Origin of the sequence: Sphingobacterium sp. UBA7855 (assembly GCA_002500745.1) — a bacterium.
Classification (GTDB): Bacteria; Bacteroidota; Bacteroidia; order Sphingobacteriales; family Sphingobacteriaceae; genus Sphingobacterium.
This window is the reverse complement of record DLST01000003.1, coordinates 271,306-293,167: the sequence shown is the minus strand read 5'-3', so window position 1 is coordinate 293,167 and position 21,862 is coordinate 271,306. Positions and strand designations below refer to the sequence as shown.

15 protein-coding genes are annotated in these 21,862 nt (G+C 38.9%); 7 read left to right on the top strand and 8 right to left on the bottom strand.

The window, feature by feature from the left end; translation table 11 throughout:
- Positions 1–653 precede the first annotated feature (653 nt).
- The 8 genes from B2107_RS03775 to B2107_RS03740 form a co-directional block, all read right to left on the bottom strand.
- The gene (locus tag B2107_RS03775; protein ID WP_293953261.1) at positions 654–2,780 is read right to left on the bottom strand and encodes an ATP-binding response regulator; all 2,127 of its coding nucleotides are present in this window, start codon (positions 2,778–2,780) and stop codon (positions 654–656) included.
- Between the two features lie 287 nt (positions 2,781–3,067).
- Complete coding sequence (locus B2107_RS03770) at positions 3,068–3,346, bottom strand: DUF4342 domain-containing protein (protein ID WP_293953259.1); 279 nt, start codon at positions 3,344–3,346, stop codon at positions 3,068–3,070.
- A gap of 484 nt (positions 3,347–3,830) precedes the next feature.
- Positions 3,831–4,475: an HAD family hydrolase gene (locus B2107_RS03765; protein ID WP_293953257.1), complete on the bottom strand. Its 645-nt coding sequence runs from the start codon at positions 4,473–4,475 to the stop codon at positions 3,831–3,833.
- Positions 4,476–4,660: 185 nt separating this feature from the next.
- Positions 4,661–5,686 (bottom strand): endonuclease/exonuclease/phosphatase family protein, encoded by a 1,026-nt coding sequence (locus B2107_RS03760; RefSeq protein WP_293953255.1) that lies wholly within the window; start codon positions 5,684–5,686, stop codon positions 4,661–4,663.
- A gap of 7 nt (positions 5,687–5,693) precedes the next feature.
- Positions 5,694–7,073 carry a DUF5689 domain-containing protein gene (locus B2107_RS03755; protein ID WP_293953254.1) on the bottom strand — a complete coding sequence of 460 codons (1,380 nt, stop codon included), beginning with the start codon at positions 7,071–7,073 and terminating at the stop codon, positions 5,694–5,696.
- An 11-nt stretch (positions 7,074–7,084) separates the two neighbouring features.
- Positions 7,085–9,802, bottom strand: a complete 2,718-nt coding sequence (locus B2107_RS03750) for a TonB-dependent receptor (protein ID WP_293953252.1) — start codon at positions 9,800–9,802, stop codon at positions 7,085–7,087.
- Between the two features lie 85 nt (positions 9,803–9,887).
- Entirely contained in the window at positions 9,888–11,315 is a 1,428-nt protein-coding gene (locus B2107_RS03745) for a fimbrillin family protein (protein ID WP_293953250.1), read from the bottom strand.
- A gap of 37 nt (positions 11,316–11,352) precedes the next feature.
- Positions 11,353–12,957: a fimbrillin family protein gene (locus B2107_RS03740; RefSeq protein WP_293953248.1), complete on the bottom strand. Its 1,605-nt coding sequence runs from the start codon at positions 12,955–12,957 to the stop codon at positions 11,353–11,355.
- 159 nt (positions 12,958–13,116) lie between these two features.
- Between B2107_RS03740 and B2107_RS03735 the strand changes: the two genes are divergently transcribed.
- The 7 genes from B2107_RS03735 to B2107_RS03705 all read left to right on the top strand — a co-directional run bounded on the left by B2107_RS03735 (position 13,117) and on the right by B2107_RS03705 (position 21,860).
- Positions 13,117–14,247, top strand: coding sequence for a clostripain-related cysteine peptidase (locus tag B2107_RS03735; protein ID WP_293953246.1), 1,131 nt, complete (start codon positions 13,117–13,119; stop codon positions 14,245–14,247).
- Between the two features lie 152 nt (positions 14,248–14,399).
- Complete coding sequence (locus tag B2107_RS03730) at positions 14,400–15,101, top strand: hypothetical protein (RefSeq protein ID WP_293953244.1); 702 nt, start codon at positions 14,400–14,402, stop codon at positions 15,099–15,101.
- Between the two features lie 89 nt (positions 15,102–15,190).
- Entirely contained in the window at positions 15,191–17,161 is a 1,971-nt protein-coding gene (locus B2107_RS03725) for a DUF4836 family protein (RefSeq protein WP_293953242.1), read from the top strand.
- Between the two features lie 174 nt (positions 17,162–17,335).
- Positions 17,336–18,136 carry a tyrosine-protein phosphatase gene (locus B2107_RS03720; protein ID WP_293953240.1) on the top strand — a complete coding sequence of 267 codons (801 nt, stop codon included), beginning with the start codon at positions 17,336–17,338 and terminating at the stop codon, positions 18,134–18,136.
- A gap of 281 nt (positions 18,137–18,417) precedes the next feature.
- Positions 18,418–20,001, top strand: coding sequence for a DUF3843 family protein (locus B2107_RS03715; protein WP_293953239.1), 1,584 nt, complete (start codon positions 18,418–18,420; stop codon positions 19,999–20,001).
- A gap of 288 nt (positions 20,002–20,289) precedes the next feature.
- Positions 20,290–20,844 (top strand): RNA polymerase sigma-70 factor, encoded by a 555-nt coding sequence (locus tag B2107_RS03710; protein ID WP_293953237.1) that lies wholly within the window; start codon positions 20,290–20,292, stop codon positions 20,842–20,844.
- A 56-nt stretch (positions 20,845–20,900) separates the two neighbouring features.
- A complete protein-coding gene (locus B2107_RS03705; RefSeq protein WP_293953235.1) occupies positions 20,901–21,860 on the top strand; it encodes a FecR family protein in 960 nt (319 codons plus the stop codon).
- The last annotated feature ends 2 nt before the right edge of the window (positions 21,861–21,862 follow it).

The window sequence follows — 21,862 nt, the reverse complement described above, 5'->3', positions numbered from 1 at the left end:
TCGTTTGGATAGGGCCTGGCCATCGGTGAGGCTGGTCCAGCGGAGGCTATCCATCTGCCATGTAATTTTTCCCATCCTTACCTGTTTTGGGTCCAGTGACGGTCCACTTTCTATGTGCTATCATTCGTATTTCCAGTAGTTGCTACACGAATCTTCTATAACTTTATCCGGTTAAAAGATGTAAATAGTTTATTCGTTCTGGAATATAGTTTCACGATCGCCATAACGGTATAGCAGCATTTTTCATCGAAGGACTCGCTCTTCTGTAAGGTATATCAGCATAGTATCCATCTAGACAATCTAGCTTCATCGGATAACATGGCTATAATCGTAATTTGGTAAGGAACTCTCTTGAACAATAGATACGCCATCGCCATATTGCTTTTCTATAATTCTTGTATTCGTGTTTTTGTATGTTGCTGTAAATATTACTTACTGGCCATATGAGAAGTTATTTCATCGTCGATTTCCTCCTATTGTTTACTTTGGGATCAGGCTATTGACCATTGTAGTACGAATCGTTATGAATGATTGTAGCTTGGTCGGGAAGGGACAGGAAAATACTGGAATGGAAAGCTTTTTCGGCTGAAGGCAGCGCTGGCTGATTCTATGCCGTTGAAGATATAAGTATTAACGTGGGAAGATTATTTAATTTAGGAAATGCGCGCAATGATTTCGGCAAGAATAGCTTTGTTTAACGGTTTGGTCATAATGCCATCAAATTCATGTTGCTGGCCTTCTGGAGCCTGCATGGTTACCTGTGATTCGTCTGACGTTAATGCAATAACTTTACTATTCCATCCTCGCATATGATTGGTGTCTTTGACGGTATTTAGAATGTCCCAGCCCGTAGGACCTTGCATTTTGAGATCGGTTATAATAATATCCGTTTTACTTTCTTTCAGATAAGTTATTGCAGCAGTTGAATCTTGATAGATCTTTACATTTTCGAAATGTTGCAATGCTTGTTTTAGAAATAGATTATTAATTGCATTATCATCAATAACGACAAAACTTAAATCTTTTGATAATTTGCTCAAATTTGTGATTGGTTTTCTGTTTTTCTTTTCTTCGGTAAATGGGACGACTAATGTAAATGTTGATCCTTTACCTTGTTGACTGTTAACACTTAACGTTCCGTTTAGCTGTGCAGCCATGAGTTTAGAAATATGCAATCCCAATCCAAAACTACTTTTGGATTTTTGATCAGTCATATAATACTGTTCAAAAATATGCTCTTGGTCTTTCGCAGAAATGCCCTTTCCTGTATCGTTAACTACAATATGTAATTTTGATCCCTGATTTTTGGTGATATAGGCTTTCACTTCTATCGTCCCCTTATCCGTATATTTAATGGCGTTACTGAGGAGGTTGGAAACAATCTGTCGTACGCGATATGTTCCGCTTTTGATTAAGATGTCGCGATCGATATCAATGGAGCTAATAAGTTTTAATGCTTTTTTATATGCCTGAGATTGGAGCATTTTAATCACATTGAGGAGTAGTTGAGATGGTGAAAAATATTCAGCCTTTATTTCTAATGTACCAGACTCTAACTTACCGAGATTTAGAATATCTTCAACAGTATCATTGATCACATGAATATCTTGTGTGATGGCATCTAATAACATAGGGTTGATCCGGTTGCTTTCGGCGTTATTTTTTAGTAAGTCAATAATGCTTACTAAAGAATTGACTGGTGTGCGTACATCATGACTTACATTGGCTAATATACTCGTCTTCTCCTTTGCTGTTTTCAAAGCGTAGTCCCTGGCAGCGGTCAGTTTCCGTTCATACACCAGTGTATTGTAGTGGTATGATAAGAGGAGCGTTACCATAATTATCATGAGAATAATAGAAGCTATAACCTGCTTTCCAAAAATAGAGGAGTTTTCACGATAAAGCTTGAAATCTTGAATTTCAGCGGCGCGTAATATTCCATCTTCATGAGTTTTAATTCGTAGCAATGCAGTACTAATCGTGTTGAATAGGTTATAATTAGCTTGTAAAAGCTGCCTTTCTTTTTGCTGAAGCTCCATAAATGAACGGCGAATTTTGCTGAAATCTTGGAGATGGAAAATTTCATTTTGCGCTATCAAATTTTGGATTTGGTTATGTATAGCTTTGATTTGGTTAACATTGAAATTTTGCGCTAGCTTAGCTGCGACCAAGGTGTCATTTTTTGCTTTGAAAATACGGGTAAATAGCTTCTCTTTTTTTCGAACTATCGTATCTTTCATGGTGACATTAAGAGCTGTATCTCGTAATATCTCGTTGACAACTGAATCAGCAAATATTCTATTATTTCCTGGACGGATGTTTTTATTTGTTTTGGTTAAGAGCGAAAGAGAGTCTTTCGCGAGAAAAATCATGTTGTCAACAGATTTTTTAATTCGTGCGAACTCATCCGAGAGGGAAATATTTCGTTCCAAGAATGTATTTGTAGCGCAAGTAAGTCCTTTTTGCGACGATAATTCCGATAGTGAATCAATATAAAACCGGAGCGTATCCAAACTATTGCTGTAGTTCTTTAAATTTTTGGCACTAAAATCCACGGTGTAGGAACGAAACGCATTTCCGGAGTCGTTATATGATGAGAAGATTTCATAAAAAAGATTTGTCAATTCATTCTTAGCGCTGTATGCTTTATTTAGACGGGATTCGGTTTTTTGGTATTCAATATATTGATAGGTAAATATCGAACCGATAAACATCAAGGAAAGAATGAGGAAGGCAATTAAAACTGTCCTGATAATAAATAATTTTCTACTTTTTTTCACGTTATTGTTCTTTCATTCTACTAAATTAACTATAGCCTGTCTTGTTTTATTTTAGAATTCAAATTTAGCACTAAAAAACTAAAACCAGTTGCAAGCTTGTAGACAGGGAGCTACTTTTTGGAAAACTTATGTCATCTTTTGACTGAGCGCTAGTGTGGAGAAATCATTTAGATCATTTGCGAAGGAATAGATGAAATTGTACTGTATGGATGTATACCAAGAATTTTATAAAGAAAGGGCTATCCAATTTTTGGATAGCCCATCTTTGTAGGTGATAGTATAGTATTTTATTTGAGTTCAATCATCTTCTGATTTGCATGCTCTTCTTTTACTTCTTGAAGAATTGCAATTTCAATAGGTGCAATCAGGCTCAGTATGATCAATGCAATGAAAGCTACTGGAAAAATAATTCCGATGATTACAGCTAATAGTAAGGAGATATTTAAATATTCTTGCCCATTCTTGGATGAAACTTTTAAACGAGAGCTTTTGAACGAATCAAAAAGATCTTGAAAAACTTTAGTAATTGTTTTACTGTTGACGCTGAATGTTGTTTTAGTTGCCATGATGTTTATTTTTTAAATTTTTTATTTCTTATTTGATGACTCAAAGATAGGGCGGGAATAGCACGCTGACCACCCTCATTAGGCCAATCTGGAAACAATCTCGGTAAACACCTGGCTTTTGTCGGTCAATACCTAGGCTTCTTTTTAATTACTTTTGCATTCACTATAGTCTCACCCGGTTTAGTTTTTACATTTTTGGAGATATCAGGCATATTGCACGACTTTATTTCCTTATACTTGATCCGATATCACGCATCCTGCTCTTTAAAGAAGAAAAACGTATGCTATATCATTTTAGAGGCATTCTTCTCCTAAAAATCGAAGAGTAGAAATCTTGTTGAATAAATGCTTTAGTAGTTTTTGCGAATTGGTCTCTTCTAAGTTGTTACGTGGTTCATAAAAGATATTTCGACACAAATCCCCACACCGTATTGTCTTAGTTTGAATAGATGTATTTTATTGCTAATAAATCCCTATCCGTACATTATACAATTTCCAACAGTTCCTGTGGATGGTGGATAATATGCTGTGCACCGTGTTGTCTTAACTCGCTCTCTTCCCGAAAGCCCCAAGTAACACCGATAGCTGTTACCCCTGCATTATTGGCGGTATCCATATCCACGGATGAATCGCCTACATAAAAGCAATCTTGTTTGCTAACACCGAGTGTTTGGATACTGTCGAAGACAATATCGGGATCAGGCTTGGCGGGGCGACCTGTTCGATGCCCCAGGACGAGATCAAATGAAATATCGGGAAAGTATTCGGCCATCAAAGGTATCACCGCTTCATGGTATTTATTTGATGCTACCGAGATGAGATAGCCTAACGATTTCAGTTCTTGTAGTAGCGGTATAATGCCGGTATATGGTTTTGTGTGCGTTATGGGCTTTTGCTCATAATACACTTTAAAGGCACTGAGTAAAGTTGAGATGATATTTTCTGTCCGTGCTTCTTGCGGTAATGCGCGTTCGATAAGTTTTTGGACACCGTTGCCGACAAATTTCTTATAAGCAACAAGGGGATGGGTTGGATATCCATATTGTTCAAGAATAGCATTGCAGCTGTCCCCGAGGTCCTGTAATGTGTCTAGCAGTGTTCCGTCCAGATCAAATAGTATAAGCTTCATCTGCTAAATCTAGTAAAAATTGCGGTTGAACCATGGTATAATAATGAGATTAAATGGTAGTTTATAGCTTGTGTATAATAAAAAGATTACTGAAGACCGGGGGAGATCAAAAAAATAGGAGCTCATTTATAACGAGCTCCTATCTTTAATTCCGCTTAAGAAGAGTTAATCGGATTTCATTGATATTATTTGACCAAATAGATCAATGTTGGAAAGTGATCTGAGTAGCCATTGATAAATACTCCCCCAGAAAATGTTCGGTGCGGATAACCTTTGTTTCGACCTTCCTGTTGCACCAAAAAATCCCGATTGAAGATTTCGGCTTTGACAAAACGTAAACCCTTGTTTTTATTGTCCAATAAAGGTCTAGAAATGATGATTTGATCAAAGAGATTCCATTGTCCCTGATAGCCCAGTGATCCAATTCCCTTATCGTAAAACTTCCACATGGTATTATATAAGCCCTGCGCAGGTACATCCTGCGGATTTTTCTTGGCCTGCAATACTTCCTTTACACTTTTATCTTTGGGATCATCATTTAAATCGCCCATGATAATAATCTTGGCCTCGGGATTTTCGCGATATAACGAATCACATATGCCTTTGGTAATTCCGGCTGCAAATTCGCGAAGTTCAGAAGATTTATTGCCATAACGCGAAGGCCAGTGATTGACAATGATATGTACCGTATCTCCAGCAATTGTACCGGATACCAATAGTTGATCTCTCGTCTTAAAGCCTGGGTTTTCTGGTAGGTTGAATGGATGAACCTTGTCATTAAAAGGCGTGAAGAATTCCGGATTGTAAAGGAACCCAACATCCACACCGCGACGGTCAGGAGAATCGTGATGAACGATCTTTAATCCCAGCTCACGGAGCTGGGGATCTCGTGTAAGATCTTCCAGAACCCGACGGTTCTCAATTTCGGCTACCCCTAGAGCGATAGGACCCAAACTAGAACTAGGTGAACCGATGGCACGAATCGCTCGTGCCATGTTTTTTATTTTTTGCTGATACTTAGCTTCTGTCCATGTATTGGCACCCTTTGGTGTAAACTCATCGTCATTGATCGTCGAATCCTTTACAGGATCGTATAGGTTCTCCAAATTGTAGAATGCAATGGGGTAAACCCGACGGTTGGTTTGCGCGAAACCCGGGTGGGCAGTACATAAAAGGAGAAGTAAAATACAGCTGATGTGTTTATAGTTCATCTTTCATCTATTTAGTAACGATAATCGTGTTGTCTGAGCCGCTTCCGCCAGTTGCGCTTACGATTTTAATATTGTCTAAACGGAAGCCAAAGGCATTGTCAGCGCCAGTCATTATAAATTCGACAGTACTTGTCGCTGCAGGTGTAATGTTTGGAATACTGACGGTGTAATATTTATTGCGATCATCTGTCGAATTGATCGCTACAGGCGTGCTTGGAATCGTATAACTTGTTCCGTTGACCTTCACCTTTATGGCATTGAGGTTGGTTGCTTCACCAACATTGTAAATATTAGGAACAAGCTGGTAGCTCAATGTAAGATCCGTTTTGTTGGTCGTTTGGATTCCGGTGATTTTCAGTGTAATATCTTTGTTTGCCGGAAGCCATACTGAGGCACTGATTCCTGTTGCTGTACGAATATCTGCCGAACCACTTTCCTCGCTGTACGTCACCGGAGCTTTCATATCGAAATCGGTGAAACCTGCAATTTTAGGACGGTTGCCACTTGGGTATGTGCCATTTCCAAATGTCTCGTTGAAAATTGTTCCTCCGGTTTCAGGGTCAGTTGGTGTTGTTCCGGCGTCAGTTCCATCAAAGTCAATCACATCTGTTTTATCGCGCAGGAAGAGCTGCCAGCCTCCATTGTAACGGCCCAATATTCCGACTAATGTTCCATTCCCTTTAGGAAGAATATCTTTAGCAAAACTGGAGAAGTTACTGTTGCGTACATCCAATGTTTTGCCATTCGCATCTTTGACTACTTCGCTAACAGTCGCCGTTCCACCTGCGAAAGCATTGACACCACCATTGTTAAAACGCACATTTTTAATGATAACCAACTTGTTGACCATCGAAGCGTCTAATTTAGAAAGATCAACTTCCAATGGCGTTAAATTGGCCGCATTTGGCCATCCGTTTACTTTGGTATGCTCTTTGAAAATTTCCCAGGCGATACGGTTGGCATTTGTTCCACTGAAACCGATCTGTAGTTCACTACCATATTTCACCATGGACAGGCCTTTTAAGTTGATAAACACTTCCTGGCCTGCGCGGAAAGTTGTGTACATGCTGTTTTGATCGACTCCTAGATTGATGGCAGCAGTTTCATCTTGGATGTACAATTGTTTGTAGATATTACCCGAAATGTCGTTTCCGGTCACCATTGCTTTAATGATCAGATCCTCATCGATTACTTTTGGATCGGTAATGTTAGCATATTTTTCTTTCAATGCGGCTATCGTGGTGTTGGCATTGGGACCCTCATAGATCGGTTGAGTCAATAGGGGGGCTTCAGGATCACGCTTACAGGCTCCTGTAAATAAGATGAGTCCAATACAGATAACCGATAGCATCGATGTATAGACAGCTTGTATATTTTTTTTGTTCATTATTGTCGAGATTAAAATCTATAGGATACATTCATAAAACAGTTGATTCCCTGCATGTAATAATATTTGGATGCAAACTTATTTGCTGCAGTAATATCCAAACGTGCATTTTCGAAACCTCCAGTTCTGATGTTTTTGTTATTTAAGACGTTATTGACCGCTAAATTGAAGTTCATTGAATTGCGATTTTTCAGGTAAAGGATTTTACCGATTGATAGATCGACTGTTGCGCTATTTTTGAACTTTTCTTGATCAGTAAGGATATGATAAGCATTATCGAGCTCCGGATCGTAAGGATTGATTGTGCTGTAGTTAGATGCCAACTGACGAAGAGGAGCTTTCGATAGATACATATCGCCAGCGTAATTTAAATTAGCGCCAAAAAACCAGTAGTTTACGAAATAACGGACTCCTAAAGTTCCTGCGGTCTGTGGCATTCCACCAACATAGTAGTTATTGAGGTATACCATCTCGCGTTCATTATTGATCAACCCATTTTCGGAGTTTTGTGCTCCCATTGGGTTGTTGCTGTAATAGTATTCAGCCTTTGTTGCTGCGAGATCAATACTCCAATTGTTGTCAACTTTATAGGTCAATCCGAGCTCTATCCCTCTATTGACCTGGTTCATATCTTTTAGACCATGGTTGATAAAGGTACGGGCGGCATCGTTGTAGTAACTTTGTCGGCTGATGAGATCTGTAAAGTTGGTCTGAAATACCGATAAACGACCATTTAGTTTCGGCAAGGAGAAGACATAACTGATATCTGTAGAGAATATCTTGGCACTTTTGAGGTCTTCAAAAGTAAAGTCACTTACCCTTGGTGAGATATAAGCATCATTGGCCAATGGTGCTTTGGTCTGATAGCTAATTTTGGCGTTTAATAAATGGCGGCCATTGAATTTGTAGGTCATTCCACCCTTGAAAGCATAGTCAAAAAAATGGTGTTCTTGCCCTTTACCATAAGAATTGGTCGGGAAGCGTCCATTTTTCATGTAGCCTACGCGTTGAAAACTGGTGTAAGAAAGCTGTGTAGCGTAGAAAAAGTCGATGTTCGAATACGTGTATTCGTTTTGTAACCAAGCATTCGCAGATTTGATATTAATGTTGTAACGATATCCAAAAATATCATCTTTGCGTGCCTTAAAGTTGGGATTTAACAAGTCGTTTTGGCTCTGACCTGTATTTTGTCCAAAGTCACGTTCAGAGAATTTGTCAATATCCAGTACATATTCGGCGCCCAGTAGATCCGCTACAGTTTTATACTGTTGCGATTGGGAACCTTTGGCGCCTATACCGAGCGTCAGTTTAGCATGCTCATTGATCGTTTTGTTGAGCGTGGTATTGAAACTGCTTTCCAATAGGTCACTATGACGTTTCTCTAACATGTAGATGGCTGCACCATCGTTGATTTTATTTTCGAGCTTGTTGACGAGGTATAAATTGTCCCAATCCACTTGCGATATTTTTGCCGATTGCCAAAGGTGGCTGTAGTATTGATTTGTAATGGAATCCGTAAAATAACTCGGCAAATTGCGGTAATAGTCTGGTCTAGGATCCGGACCGTTGTACCAGTTTAATGCTGTACTGGCATACTTGCCATAGTGCAGCGATATACCTGTCGTTAGTTTTGTATTTGGATCGATTTTCCAGATATGTGAAAGGATTGCGGTAGGGTCATAAGCAGTGACGACACGCGAATTCCTGATTTTTCCGTCTTGATAGCCCCAATTGGGGTTGTATAGGTTGTTGTCGAGGAGGTCATAGGCTTCCTGGAAAGAACCTGATTGTTGGCCGCGCTCTACCGGTGAACCAAAGGTGACCAGTGATAAACTATGTTTGCCTTGCTGGAATTGTTTTTCGATGGAAAGTGCGTAGGTGAAGTTTTTGTAAAATGTACCTTCAATATTTCCTTTGTCTGCATAGCGTCCACCGATTAAGCCTGTAAATGCCCAGCCATTGTCCATTAGTCCCGTTGAATAGCTCAGCATACCCCGGCTATAATAATTGCGGTTGGTGTATGTGGCTGTTGCTTTTGCTCCTTTGGCGAAGGCGCTGGCGCGCATATTGATATTTTCGGAACCGCCGATGGAGCCGAATGTGAAGGTCGAGGCGTCCATAGCATTGTCTTGGTCTCCATTTCGGGTAAAATCATTGATGGCTCCGATGGAGGCGTAGTTGAAGACACCACGCAACTGGTCGTTGAAATGTACACCGTTGATATATTTTTGTTCGTATCGGTTGTTGTATCCGCGAAGGCGGAAACGGAATTGAGAGAGCTGATATCCAATTTTGTTGACGTACACGTCATTGGAAAGGATAATTTTGGCCGAAATGTTTTGATCGAAAGATTCGTTATCATCATCCAATAGATCATCGGCAGCCATGCTTAGTTGTACCATGTTGTCATTGTCGGTACTTGGAAGGACGTAGATGTCGTCCATTTTGAGCAGGCCGGAGGCCGGGATCTGAACGGTAATTTTGATTTCCTGGATATTACCACCTGTGATCAGGATCGTTTCCTCACCCGAGTTTAACTTCGGTAGGCTGAAGTTCCCTTTGGAATCGGTGACGATCGACTTTTGATTTTTCTCAAAGACGAGACGTACATTGGAGAAAGGTTCTTTGCTCACCTGGTTGCGGACAATACCCTGTACATTGGCCCTTTGGGCAAATATAGGTGTACTGGCAGCAGATAGGAGGGCAAAAAGTATGTATTTTTTATACATAGCTTGAGGTTAAATAGTGAAATGTATTTAGCTAACAAATGCAACACATTTTAGATGTGTTGCATTTGAGGATGTTTTTATTGTATTATTTTAAGCCTTTTAAGACGATATTATCGATGCGAAGACCAGCTTTGTTGGTCTGGATATCTGAGAAGAAGGATAATTTTGAGTTAGCAGACAGTGTAGTTGCAGTAGAAAGATCTACTGTTACATTAATGAATTTATTTGCATCTGCAGAAAGAATCATTTTAGATTCAGGATTGAATGTTTGACCGTTAAATATGATTGCTAGATTTTGCAGGTCGAAATCCTTTGATGTCCCAATTGCCACATCAAACGAAACTTTTAATTTACTTGCTTTTTCTGTATTAATTCCTTCTATAGCCAGCTCTGAATTACCTGTAGTAGGCAACCATACGTGATTGTTTACAATAGTCCCAGTTGTTCTAATATCCGCTTTTGCATATTGATCGGAATATGTAACGGTCGTATTCGACCAGCCTTTGAAATCAGCTATTTTAAATTTTTCATCCTTACTTAATGGGGTTGTCCCGAAATCTTCTTCATACAATGTTTGTTCTACAGGATCAGTTGTACCACCATTATCTTCGTCTTTACCGATCACGTATGAACCCGAAGGTACATCGGTCCAGTCTGTAATATTCCCAGACGCCACAATAGCTGCATTGTTGCCAGCCTGCTCTTGCAAGGTGATATTGTAGCTGTATTTTTTACCGGCTTCGTAAGTTGTTGATGATGGTAAAGTCCACGTATAGGTTTCATTACCAATTTTGAATTCAACTTTTGCACCAGCAACGCTAGCTACAGGTAATAAGATGGCCTCTGCTAATGTTGTCGATGTTCCGGCTGTAGTTCTTGCTTTGATAGCCGCCGGGTTAGTGCCAGCAGCTAATGTACCTGTTGCAAGGTCGAAATTTGCTGTAGTATTAAATCCATTGTAAGTTACGGTAAGACCTGATAGGGAACTAACACCAGTTCCAGCAGCAATTGTCAATTCAATTTTACTTAGTTTGTGGCTAAATTGTAATTGGGCATTTGCTGTATTTTTATTGGCACCAGTTACATTATTAGCATACATGAAGTCAATTTTGTTTTGTTGCGTTTGATCGCTTACATTGACTGGGTAGACATTGTTGCTGATGGTTGTTTGATAAGGATAGTAGGCAATAAAATCTACATTGGAACCATCAGCTGGGTAATTGATTTCTTCCGTAGTGCTATTCGCTTTGAAGTTTCCGTCTCCACTTGTCGTTACATACTGTTTGTTGCTTGCCAATGCATTGCTTAAACCGTTGCCGGTTTTCATGAAAACACCGATTGCATCGTTGCTTTCCCAGTTTGCGCCAGCAGCTTTTGTGGTCACTTGGTTAGAGATTGTTGACGAAAAAGTCACCGCCTTGGTGAGTTCTTGTTCTGAAATAGGTGCCTTTTGGCAGGAGCTGGTTGCGGCAGCTGCCGCAGTCGCTAGGAATAAAAGTTGGTTTACTTTCATAATTAAACTGAATTGATATGACTAAATCGTTTATTAATTATTTCCAAATAGAGGTATTTATGTTTCCTTTTTGTGTATCATTTAGATCAGGAAAAAATGTGAAGCCGGTTGCTTTTTCAAGGTCACTTACGGTTAATCTATAATTTTCGAAGGTTACTCCTGAAGGAGGGGTTTCATTGTTTATCTTATACGCTAGGGTATAATATTCGGACCCTTTCTTCATAGCTAATGCTTTGAAATAGTATTTTGGCTTGGCGATATCTTTGCCATCATTGTCCTGTGCAAAGTCTAGGCGGCTATCTGTGCTTGTCTTAGGCATTGCACCAGTTACAATATACATTGTATCGCACTGTGCCGTCCATGTTCTGACTTTCGTTTCCAGGTTTGCCCAAATTCCTTGGTTAAGTCGAGATACCTGAGCTGTCATGTTGGTAAAATAAAACGTTGTTTTATTTTGGGTTGTATTTAAGTTGCGGTCTGCACTTGGCAACTGGTGGCCTCTGTCATAGCCTGTTGGCTGGAAACCTTTAAATAGATTGGGTTGAAACGCAGTAGAGACTTGTGGGTCATATCCCCAAGCATCTGTACGATTGCCCGATCCGAGGATGCTGCTGTATAATGGGTAAGCTACCCAATATGCCATTTTTAACTTTTTGTCATAGAGCATCGCATAGTTTCTGCTGTCGCTCGCGTCGGGCATGAAATGCTGTATAAATACTTCATCATTGCCTAGCTTGCTCATTTTGGGAATCTCCAGATAGGCTTGTGAATCACCGATTCCACCGCTCGGTTTACCGTTGTCAATTTTGATGTCAAAGTTATATCTGTTGCCCGCGATCAGGTGCTGTAGATTCTCATTTTGTGGAACCGTCCAGGTATAGCTATCACCATTAGCAGCAACAAACTTCATTGCCTTTCCAGTGATGTTTTCACCCGGAAGGAGTATAAATTCAATTAAGGCTGTTTTATTCGAATTGACCGTTAATTTTCCCTGAACATCTTTTTTATCAGTTGAATTTACCGTCAATTTTCCAGTTGTTAAGTCGAATCCCCCTTGGGTACTTACTGCTGGTAATTTAACCGTAACTTGATTTGCCTCCAGTACGGCGGTATTGGTAATGGAGAGATGGATACTGATTTTACTCAATTGTCTTACAAAGTTAAGCGGGATGGTGTTGCTGCTTTTATCGATGTTTTTAGCGTTATTTGCGTACATCAGATCTAAAGCTGCGGGATTGGACTGATCACTTAAATCAATTGGATATTGAAAATCTGTTAGCGATTTATACGGATAGTATGCGATGAAATCCACTTTTTCAGCGTTTAAGAAAATTGAATTGTTGCTTTGAAACAGCGAACCATTAAAAGTGAACAAGTGGTTGTTGACCTGGTCGATAACAGTCGCTGACTCCAACGGTTGACCTGATCTGTACATGTATACACCGATTTGGTCATTCTGTTCCCAGGTAGTTCCGGTAGCTTTTGTGTTGATTTGGCCGACGATGGTGGGGGTAAATTGTACTGCCGGCCGCTCGATTCGAGATTCAGGCTTCTGACAGGAATTAAATGTAAGCGATGCAATCATAAAGCAAGCTATTCGCAACATATGCTGTTGTGGAATAGTTATGATCTTCTTAATCATATTGATAGTTAGTGTTTGTTAATAAAGTGATGGCAAAAATACTTAAGTTAAGTTAAATTAATATGAAGTCTTCGTATTCTTTTGTGTAAATAATTACTTTATTGATGTATCATTTTGATTTTTAGATATATTTGTTGCTGTTTTTAAGTGTTTTTACTAATGAATTTGATTATGTTCCGCGTATTGATGGTATCGTCTATTTTATCTATGACCTTGTTAAATAGTTGCAATGACAAAAAAGACAAGTTAATGGCGAGCGATAGCCGTGTGTTGTTGGTTTATATTGGTGCCAATAATAATCTGGTTTCAGATGCTTATAACAGCATCAATGCAATGGAAGAGGGGTTGGTTGGATTGGACGCCGATGTTTATGTATATGCCTCTTTGGCGGGCACCACGCCCAAAATCTACAAAATTGTAGCCGATCAAAGTCCAGAAATTAGAAGTACGGTCATCAAATCATATGGGGATCAAGATTCGGCAAGCCCCGAAGTAATGAAACAAATCCTATTGACCATGAATGCATATGCAGGCAGTCGTCCAGTAGGGCTTGTGTTATGGTCACATGCAACAAACTGGCTGCCAAATGTTGGTGTCAAATTGATGTCTTTTAACGAAGACAGGGGAAGCAAAACTGAACTCAGGGATCTGCAAACGGTTATTCCTTCTGGGCTTGATTTTTTAATGTTCGATGCCTGTTCCATGGCGAGTGTGGAAGTCTTGTATCAGCTTCGGGAAAAAGCTAAATATACGATTGCTTCACCAGCGGAAGTGTTATCCACTAGTATACCTTATCATTTGGTCTTGAAACATTTGTTTGATCCTAATCTTGAGCGGGGGCTGACGTCTGCTGCGGCAACATATTTTAATTTTTATAATCAGTTAACAGGGCTCTATCAGTCTGCTACGATAACTGTAGTGAATAATGCCTATTGGTCGGATCTTGCAAACAATTTCCATATTGCCCTGAATAAATCGCCACTGACAACAGTATATCGCGACAATTTACAGCGACTGGATTTTGACGAGAAGTCTTTATCTGCTGGTTTTGATTTTCTCGATTTTGTGCATCAAAATATTTCGCCCTCCGAGACAACAGCTATCGAGGCTACAGTTTCGAAATTGATTATCTATAAGGCGAATACCGCCAGGTTTCTGGGTAAACCCATTTTACGGTATTCCGGACTGTCCTGTTATGTCCCTAATGATTTAAATAAGTGGATACATCCCTATTATAATACACTCCAATGGTCTAAAGATAGCGGCTTTAACTCTTTCGTGAAGGAGTAGGCTTTATATAAATTCTCATTTTTCCCTGAATTCAGGTAGTGAAATGCTTTCGCGACTTTAATAATTTTGTCAATAAGAAAAAATAGCACAATAATTGCTGCTAATGTAAAACATATATTGATTTGACAAATTATTAATCGTACCGAGTTCTAATGAATGGATTTAAAGCAAAAAGAAAATTGAGAAGATTCTATGGAGTAATTTGTGCTTTTTTAATGACTTTGACATTGTCAAGCTGTTTTGATTTTGTTGAGCAGATTGATTTAAAATCAGACGGTTCTGGGCATATTGCGGCGACATTAAATTTGAGTAAAAGTAAGACAAAGGTGTCTTCCTTAATGAAGATGAAAAGTATAAAGGGAATCCGGATACCTTCTCAAGCCGAAATGGAGAAGGAAATTCGATCAGCTGTTCAGTTATTGAAGCAGACTAAAGGTATTTCTAATGTAGCGTACAAGACGGACTTTACCAATTACATTGTCAATATTTCCTGTGATTTTAGCCAGATTGAATCGTTGAATGCTTTTTCGGATATCTTGGCAAACCGTTTTAAAACGAAGATATCGAATTCGAACCGATATTATTATCATACACAATCTCATGTATTTGAACGCAAATTTGTGGCTTCCAATGAGTGGAGAGCAAAGTTCAATCAGTTGGGAAGCGATAATACAACCCAGTTTGCAGACGCATTCTATACACAGATCATACGTTTTGAAAAGCCTGTAATCTCTCAGGGAAACAGTTTGGCAAAGGTTGCAGGAAATAAAAAAGGGGTATTGCTAAAGTTACCTTTTATGGATTTGGTGTATGGTAAATCGAGCTTGGCAAATAAAATTACACTAACAAAGTAACCTGATAATATCGTGAAGACCGAGACCTGCTCAGTACATACATTGCAAATGAACCATAAGTCTGGTTCAGCTGAAAAATTATTTATAAAATGAAATCAAAAATTATATTAGTTGCATTCGCCTGTTTGTCTTTCGGGGCAAGCGTTAAGGCGCAGGACCTAATCAAACAGGTCCCCGAAGATGTGGAAGTCATTGCTGCTTTCAACCTGAAAGATATTGTACAGAAAGCAAATGCGAACAAACTCAATGAGCTGCTTCAAAAAGCGGGTTTTTTTGAAAAGGCTGGTATTTCTGCGAACAATGATATCAAAAATTTGGGCGTTGATCTTTCTAAGCCTGCTTATTTTTATACCAGGAAAACGGATAGTATTAGTTTTACGGAATTCTTATTTTCTTTGAACAATAAGGGGCAATTTGAACAACTTCTCCATGCGGCTGGTGAACCAAAGGCATTTTCTAATGGCTATAGTAGCGTCAGTCTCAAAGCGGGGAGCATGTTGGTGTATAACGATCATATTGCTCGATTTATTTCGGCAACAGCAAATCCAACTTTTTGGGATACTGATTCCATCGCTAACCGGTATGGTATTAAGAAGGTAGAGTATATTGCACGGCCGGCCGATGACGAGGACGCCTGGGCAGATACTACAACGGTGGCAACGGATTCAGCGGCTGTCGTTTGGGATGAGGCTGTAAAGCTTCCTGAGCAGGTATCGCCTCCTGTTGCTATCAATGTAGAACCGGATACCGTTGAGTTAGCTGCTGCAGAAATTCAGCCGCCGGTAGTGGATATTGTCGGGAGTGAGGAAGTTGAAATGCATGACCCGAGTTACTATGATTCACTTTATACAGCATATGAAGATCAAAATCGAAAAAATGATTCTATCCGCAGTGGTTTACTTGAAAAGTGGTTGTTGAACGAAACTACCCGGCTGCTGGTAGGGAATTATAAGTCCTTATCAAGTGCTGATCAGGAGAAAGTTCAGAAAAATATGGGACTTATTCGCTTGTATGTTCCCCGTGTAGAGGATCTTTATCGTAGCCTTACTCCGTATACCTCACTTCCTTATTATTACATGGGAATTAAGCTGGATAAGTTCAAGACCGGCTATCAAGATGGTATATTGGATTTAGCGCAAGATGGAAGTGTGCTGAAATTAAAAGGTTCTGTTGGATTGGATAAAGGGCTAGCTGAGATGTTCAGAAGAATGTATGCTAAAAAGCCAAATTCTAAGTTTAGTAAATATTTGACTGAAAAGACTTTAGGTTTCTTTAATGTAAATATTAATTCGGAAGCTTATCTGAAAGAGATGCCAGCCTATATGGCGCAGTATTATGGCGGTTTGCTGGGGCCGCGACAAGATGTTTTAGAATGGGGGATGATGGCGCTCGAAATTGCGCTAGATGAAAAAGCAATTGCTCAAGTAATGCCTGGCGACCATCTTGTAGTGGTTAACGGTCTTCGTAAATTCAAGAAAGACTACATCGATTATACTTATGACGATGATTACAATGCAACTGAAGTGAAAAAGACCAAAGAAGAAACACTTCCAGTATTTATTTGGATGTTTACATCAAAGGATCAACGTTTGATCAAAAAAGGCTTAGAAATGGCTGTTTCAAAGCATGTTGGCCAAGTCCATGATGGTATTTATGCATTTTCAACCAAGAAAAATGTGGATGTTCCAATGTATGTTCTTCTAAAGGAGGATTTGGTGATGGTCAGTAATGATTCACTGTCTTTAAATGACATCCGTCAAAATAAGATGAGCGGTCCAACAAACAAAGATTTCGTCAAGCTGATGAAGCAAAATAAGATGTCGGCGGCGATGGATTTAAAAAAGCTGCCTGAAATGTTAAAGGAAATGGGTGTTTCACCAGGAAAACAATGGGAAGAGATGTTGACACAACTCAATCAGTATGGCAGTACTGCAATTACTTCCAAAGGAATCGTAGGCAGCCGCGCTGAAGTTGAAATGTCTACCCGGCTACCTCAAACAGGCGATGGAGCAATCAGTTATTTAATGGATCAGATTATTACAGAATTAAATAAAAAGTAACTAAAAAACGACCAAAACAAATTTATTGCACTATTGTTTTGATTAATTTTGTAATATTATGGTTATATTTTCATAATGTTAAAATAATATTAAGTTTGTTTGCCTTGTTTATGGTACATTTGGTATTTAGCAAATTACTTTAATAGACAAACTAAACGATTTATACATCACAGTATGGGGATATTTTCAAAACTGTTTGGGAAAAAAACTCAAGATTCAAAAGTAAAGGTAGTGGGAAAATTGGCCTTCTTGGAAGTGGATATGCACAACCATATTCTGCCTGGAATAGACGATGGAAGTCAATCTATTGAGCAATCCTTGACTTTGTTGAAAGGACTTGGAAGGATGGGCTTTGAGAAATATGTCTGTACACCGCATATTATGGATGGTGTACATCCAAATTCAATTCGTACGATTGAAGCGGCTAAGGATGAACTTTTAGCTGGTATGAAGGGGCTTCCCAATATGCCAGAAATCCATTCTGCTGCAGAGCATATGATTGATGACGGTATTGCAAATCTCATCCAATCGAATGAGTTATGTGTTATGCCAGGGGGGTATGTGTTGATCGAGATGTCCTATTTACAAGAATCCAAAGCGCTATTTCAAACCATATTGGATATACAAAATCTAGGTTATCAACCTATTTTGGCACATCCAGAGCGTTATAATTACTATCATTACAATTTCAACATGTATAAGCAAATCAAGGATGCAGGTTGTATGTTGCAGTTGAACTTACTCTCGATTAGTCGTTATTATGGTGTTGAAGTGAAATCTACAGCCTTGACTATGATTAAATCTGGGATGTACGATTTTGTAGGAACAGATGTACATCACGAACGTCATTTGGCGGCTCTGGAAGATGTTGTGGCCAAATATCCGGTACGTGATTTATTGAAAACATGCTCTATCTTAAATCCAACGTTGCAAGATCATTTTGGTAGTAGTAAGAATGTGACTGCTACAGGGTAGCTTACGGAACCCTTTTAATAAAAAAGAGAGATACCCAATTGGGTATCTCTCTTTTTTATTTGCGGCAATGCTATTCGTCTAACTTAAATAGGTTCTTCAATTACGTTATTTGTAGGTGTCTCAGGATACTATGGTCGCAAATTACCCTCCCCCCCGGATGATAAAGTGTATTGTGTTGCGAGCCGTGGATTTTGCTGCAGTCGACAATTTTAATTGATGTTTATATCTGCCCGTATGGATATTTCGAAAATTTGGCTACTTTTGGTTTTAGCATTTTTCATATGAGAGGAAATAGAATTTTTATTCAAGATTGGATTGCACACCATACTTATCAAAAAACAAACGAAATAGATAGTTATTACTTACGTGTTGCAAATGAAATCAACGATAGTTTATCTACGCTTTGGTTTGAAGAGCAAGAAACGAATGATCTTATCCATACAGATGCTTTGAAAACATTGAGTATCTATTTGACCTGTTACGTAGAAGATGTTATCGCAAAAACAGGAATATTTTCTGCCTTTAGAACAATCCATAAGGAACTGTACAATCAACTTCTACCTTTCTATACGGATGATGCCTTGACAGATTATTACACCGAAGATATTAATAGCGAAGATATTGCTGTATTGACTTGGTTGTTTTTCAGCGAACGTAATCCACATCTCTTTATCGATCCCCGTGGACGTTTGATTCAGTTGATTACAGATTTAGCCTATTCAATTCTGGAAGAGCATTATGAGGTTGCGCCTGAAAATGAGAAGTTAAAGTTAGAATATGTTTTGGATGAAGGTGCGAGTTATTTTGAAGTCCGCAATTTTATAGAAAAACTCGTTGCTACAAATTATCTGACGGCGGGCGAATATAATACCAATCTGAATCATTTGATGCAGGTTGCTGAAATTGGACGATATCAACACGATCAAAATCAATTACAACAAATGATCTATCGTGTGCGAGACAACCACTTCAATAATTATAGACTGCATTTGTTTGCATTGAAAGCTTCTGAATTTGTCGCTGAGGTGGTAGGAAAGGAACATGCGCTATACCGTATTGTCAAAACGCTAGGTAACCGCATCAATAGCTTTTTCGAATATGTAAAGACAGACGAGCTGTATGTGCATGTAAAGCATATCGGTACAAAAACTCCGTTTAAAATCTTTAAGGACTCCATACAGCAATTTGTTGAACCGACAGAAACCTTATCTTTCTATATGGAAATTGTGCCATGGAAAGACGCGTGGAACTTGTCAGGAATCATGACAGTAGTAAACCCTGCAGAAGTAAATTTTGATTTACCAGAGCAGTATGAAATGACTTATCGTATCGAGGCAATGAACGGTAAGGATAAGAGTTTGAAGAAAACTGAAAAGCAGCTGAAAGATATGGGTAAATTATTCCAATCAGAGCATAAGGCAGCAGTTGTGTTTATGGAAGGAAAGGAAGTAAAGGAATTTGCGACTGATTTTTTTAAGAAATATCAGCAGAAATATCCAAGCAAAGAAGAGTCCCCGCTTCCTGAATCAAATCTAGATCTTACGGAGGATGCTAAAGTCACTGTTTTCTTTAATCCTAAAACTGGTTTGGAAGTATTCGGCGGCATAGAAGAATTTTTTCCATTGGATAATAACAATTTTGTGGAGAAAGACAATCAAAATGAAGTGCCTTTCGCTCGGTATTTTTTGAATCTTCTGGTTGAAGATTTCTTTCCAAGCGAGTTGCCTAAGTATTATATTAATTTATTCAAGGCTGAAGTGGATAAGCAGTTCTTTTTCCCTGTGGACAATGAAGTACTTGATTTCTTCCTCCGTTTCTATAAACGCGGGACTTACTTCTTAGGGCCATTTCCGTTGCTAAAATAGCTTGCGTAGTCTGCTATAAAATTACAGGACAAAAGTCTCCTTGCTTATTGCAAGGAGATTTTTTATTTCCAGCTTATTCCAGGATGTATAACGCGACATGATTCAGCGATCGTAATATTGTTAATGAAGCTCCAATGACCCATCGTGTTAATTTAATGTGAATTCATTATAATTAACGTGTTAATAGTTGTGAAACTGTGATTTATGGTTCATATCTGATGTGTGTTTCATGGGTATATTTTAAAAAATTCTCACTAAACTTGTAGGATCAATTATAAGTGATGAAGAATGCTTATTGAAAATAATAATGCCCTGGATTTTAAAGCGTTCTTTTTACTTTATAAGGATAAAGTGTATAAATATGCTTATTTACACCTGAAAGAAGAATCAGCTGCCGCAGATTTAGTCCAGGAAGCATTCTCCCGAATTTGGAAAAAATGGACGGAATTAGATGAAAATAAAAATCCGCAGTCTTATCTCTATACGATTGCGCGGAACCTTGTGTTTGACGAGTTACGGAAACAAAAGATCAGATTCCAATTTCAGGCTGCAGATATCGATCAGACCAAATTGGTAGACAATTCGAATGAGGAAGCTATTCGGTTTAAAGATTTGGAACGAGTTTATCGTGAGGCCATTTCAAAACTCCCAAAATCGCGACTCGAAATCTTTTTGTTGAGTAAAGAGGAGTTTTTGGATAATCAGGAAATTGCGGATAGGCTTGGGATTTCCGTTAATACCGTCCGCGATCAATTGGTTAAAGGCAACAAGTTTGTTCGGCAATATATTCTCGATCATTTTGAGATTTCAATAGCCCTATTGATTTTTTTAAAAATTTTTTAGAGCTGCATCGTCTTTCGGTCATCTAGATACGTATATGTATTTAAAGATGGGCATAGATGATGAATTCCAAAATTGCTGCTTTATACAAAAAATTCCTTAAGGGAGAACTTAGTCCCGAGGAAAACGCTATATTTCTTGATTTATTGACTTCTTGTGATCGGGATGAACTTCCAGATGTCGAGGAAGTCGTTTCGCTCGATAATCGCGATTGTGAGCTAAATAAAACGGCTTCAGAGGATATCTTCTTTACGATTACAGGTACGTCATTGACTCCGCGCTTAATACCTATTTGGAAAAGACGCTGGTCTGTCATTTCCGCCGCTGCCTGTTTACTGTTGATCGGTCTTGCCGGCCTCTTCCAATTTGAATTTAAGGGCCAACAGGAGATTAATAAAGTTTCTGAAATTGTTCATTATTCCAATCCGACAAAATTTGTTAAGCAACTTGTATTGCCCGATGGTACACATGTTTCTCTTCGGCAAGGTGCACATATTAAATTGTTGTCAGATTTTGATACAGACAGTTTACGTCGGATCAAGCTTTCGGGGGAAGCTTTTTTTGAGGTAGCTAAGAATGCTAAACAACCTTTTGTAATCGCCAGTTCCGGCGACTTTGATGTTCGCGTATTAGGCACCGCATTTAATTTAAATTGTTCTGAAGGAAGGAGCAGTCTCGTGTTGAATCATGGTAAAGTACGCGTTTCGCGCGATGGTCAATATTCTGTTGTTAGTCCCGGTGAGAAAGTCGCCTATGATGTGCGACAAAGACAATTTGATGTAGCCAAAGCGGATACAAGCACCGCATCGAACTGGAAAAGTGATCTCTTGTCATTTAATCAAGTTCCACTCGCGCAGATTGTAGCCGATCTAAATAATCTTTATCCCGATAGTCATCTCGAGTTAATCGATTCTTTCCGGACTGAAAGTTATACCGGTTATCTACCGGCTAGCGATTTGGAAAAGTCTCTTAAGATGCTCAATACTGCATTTAATCAAACAATTATCCATAAAAAGTAATT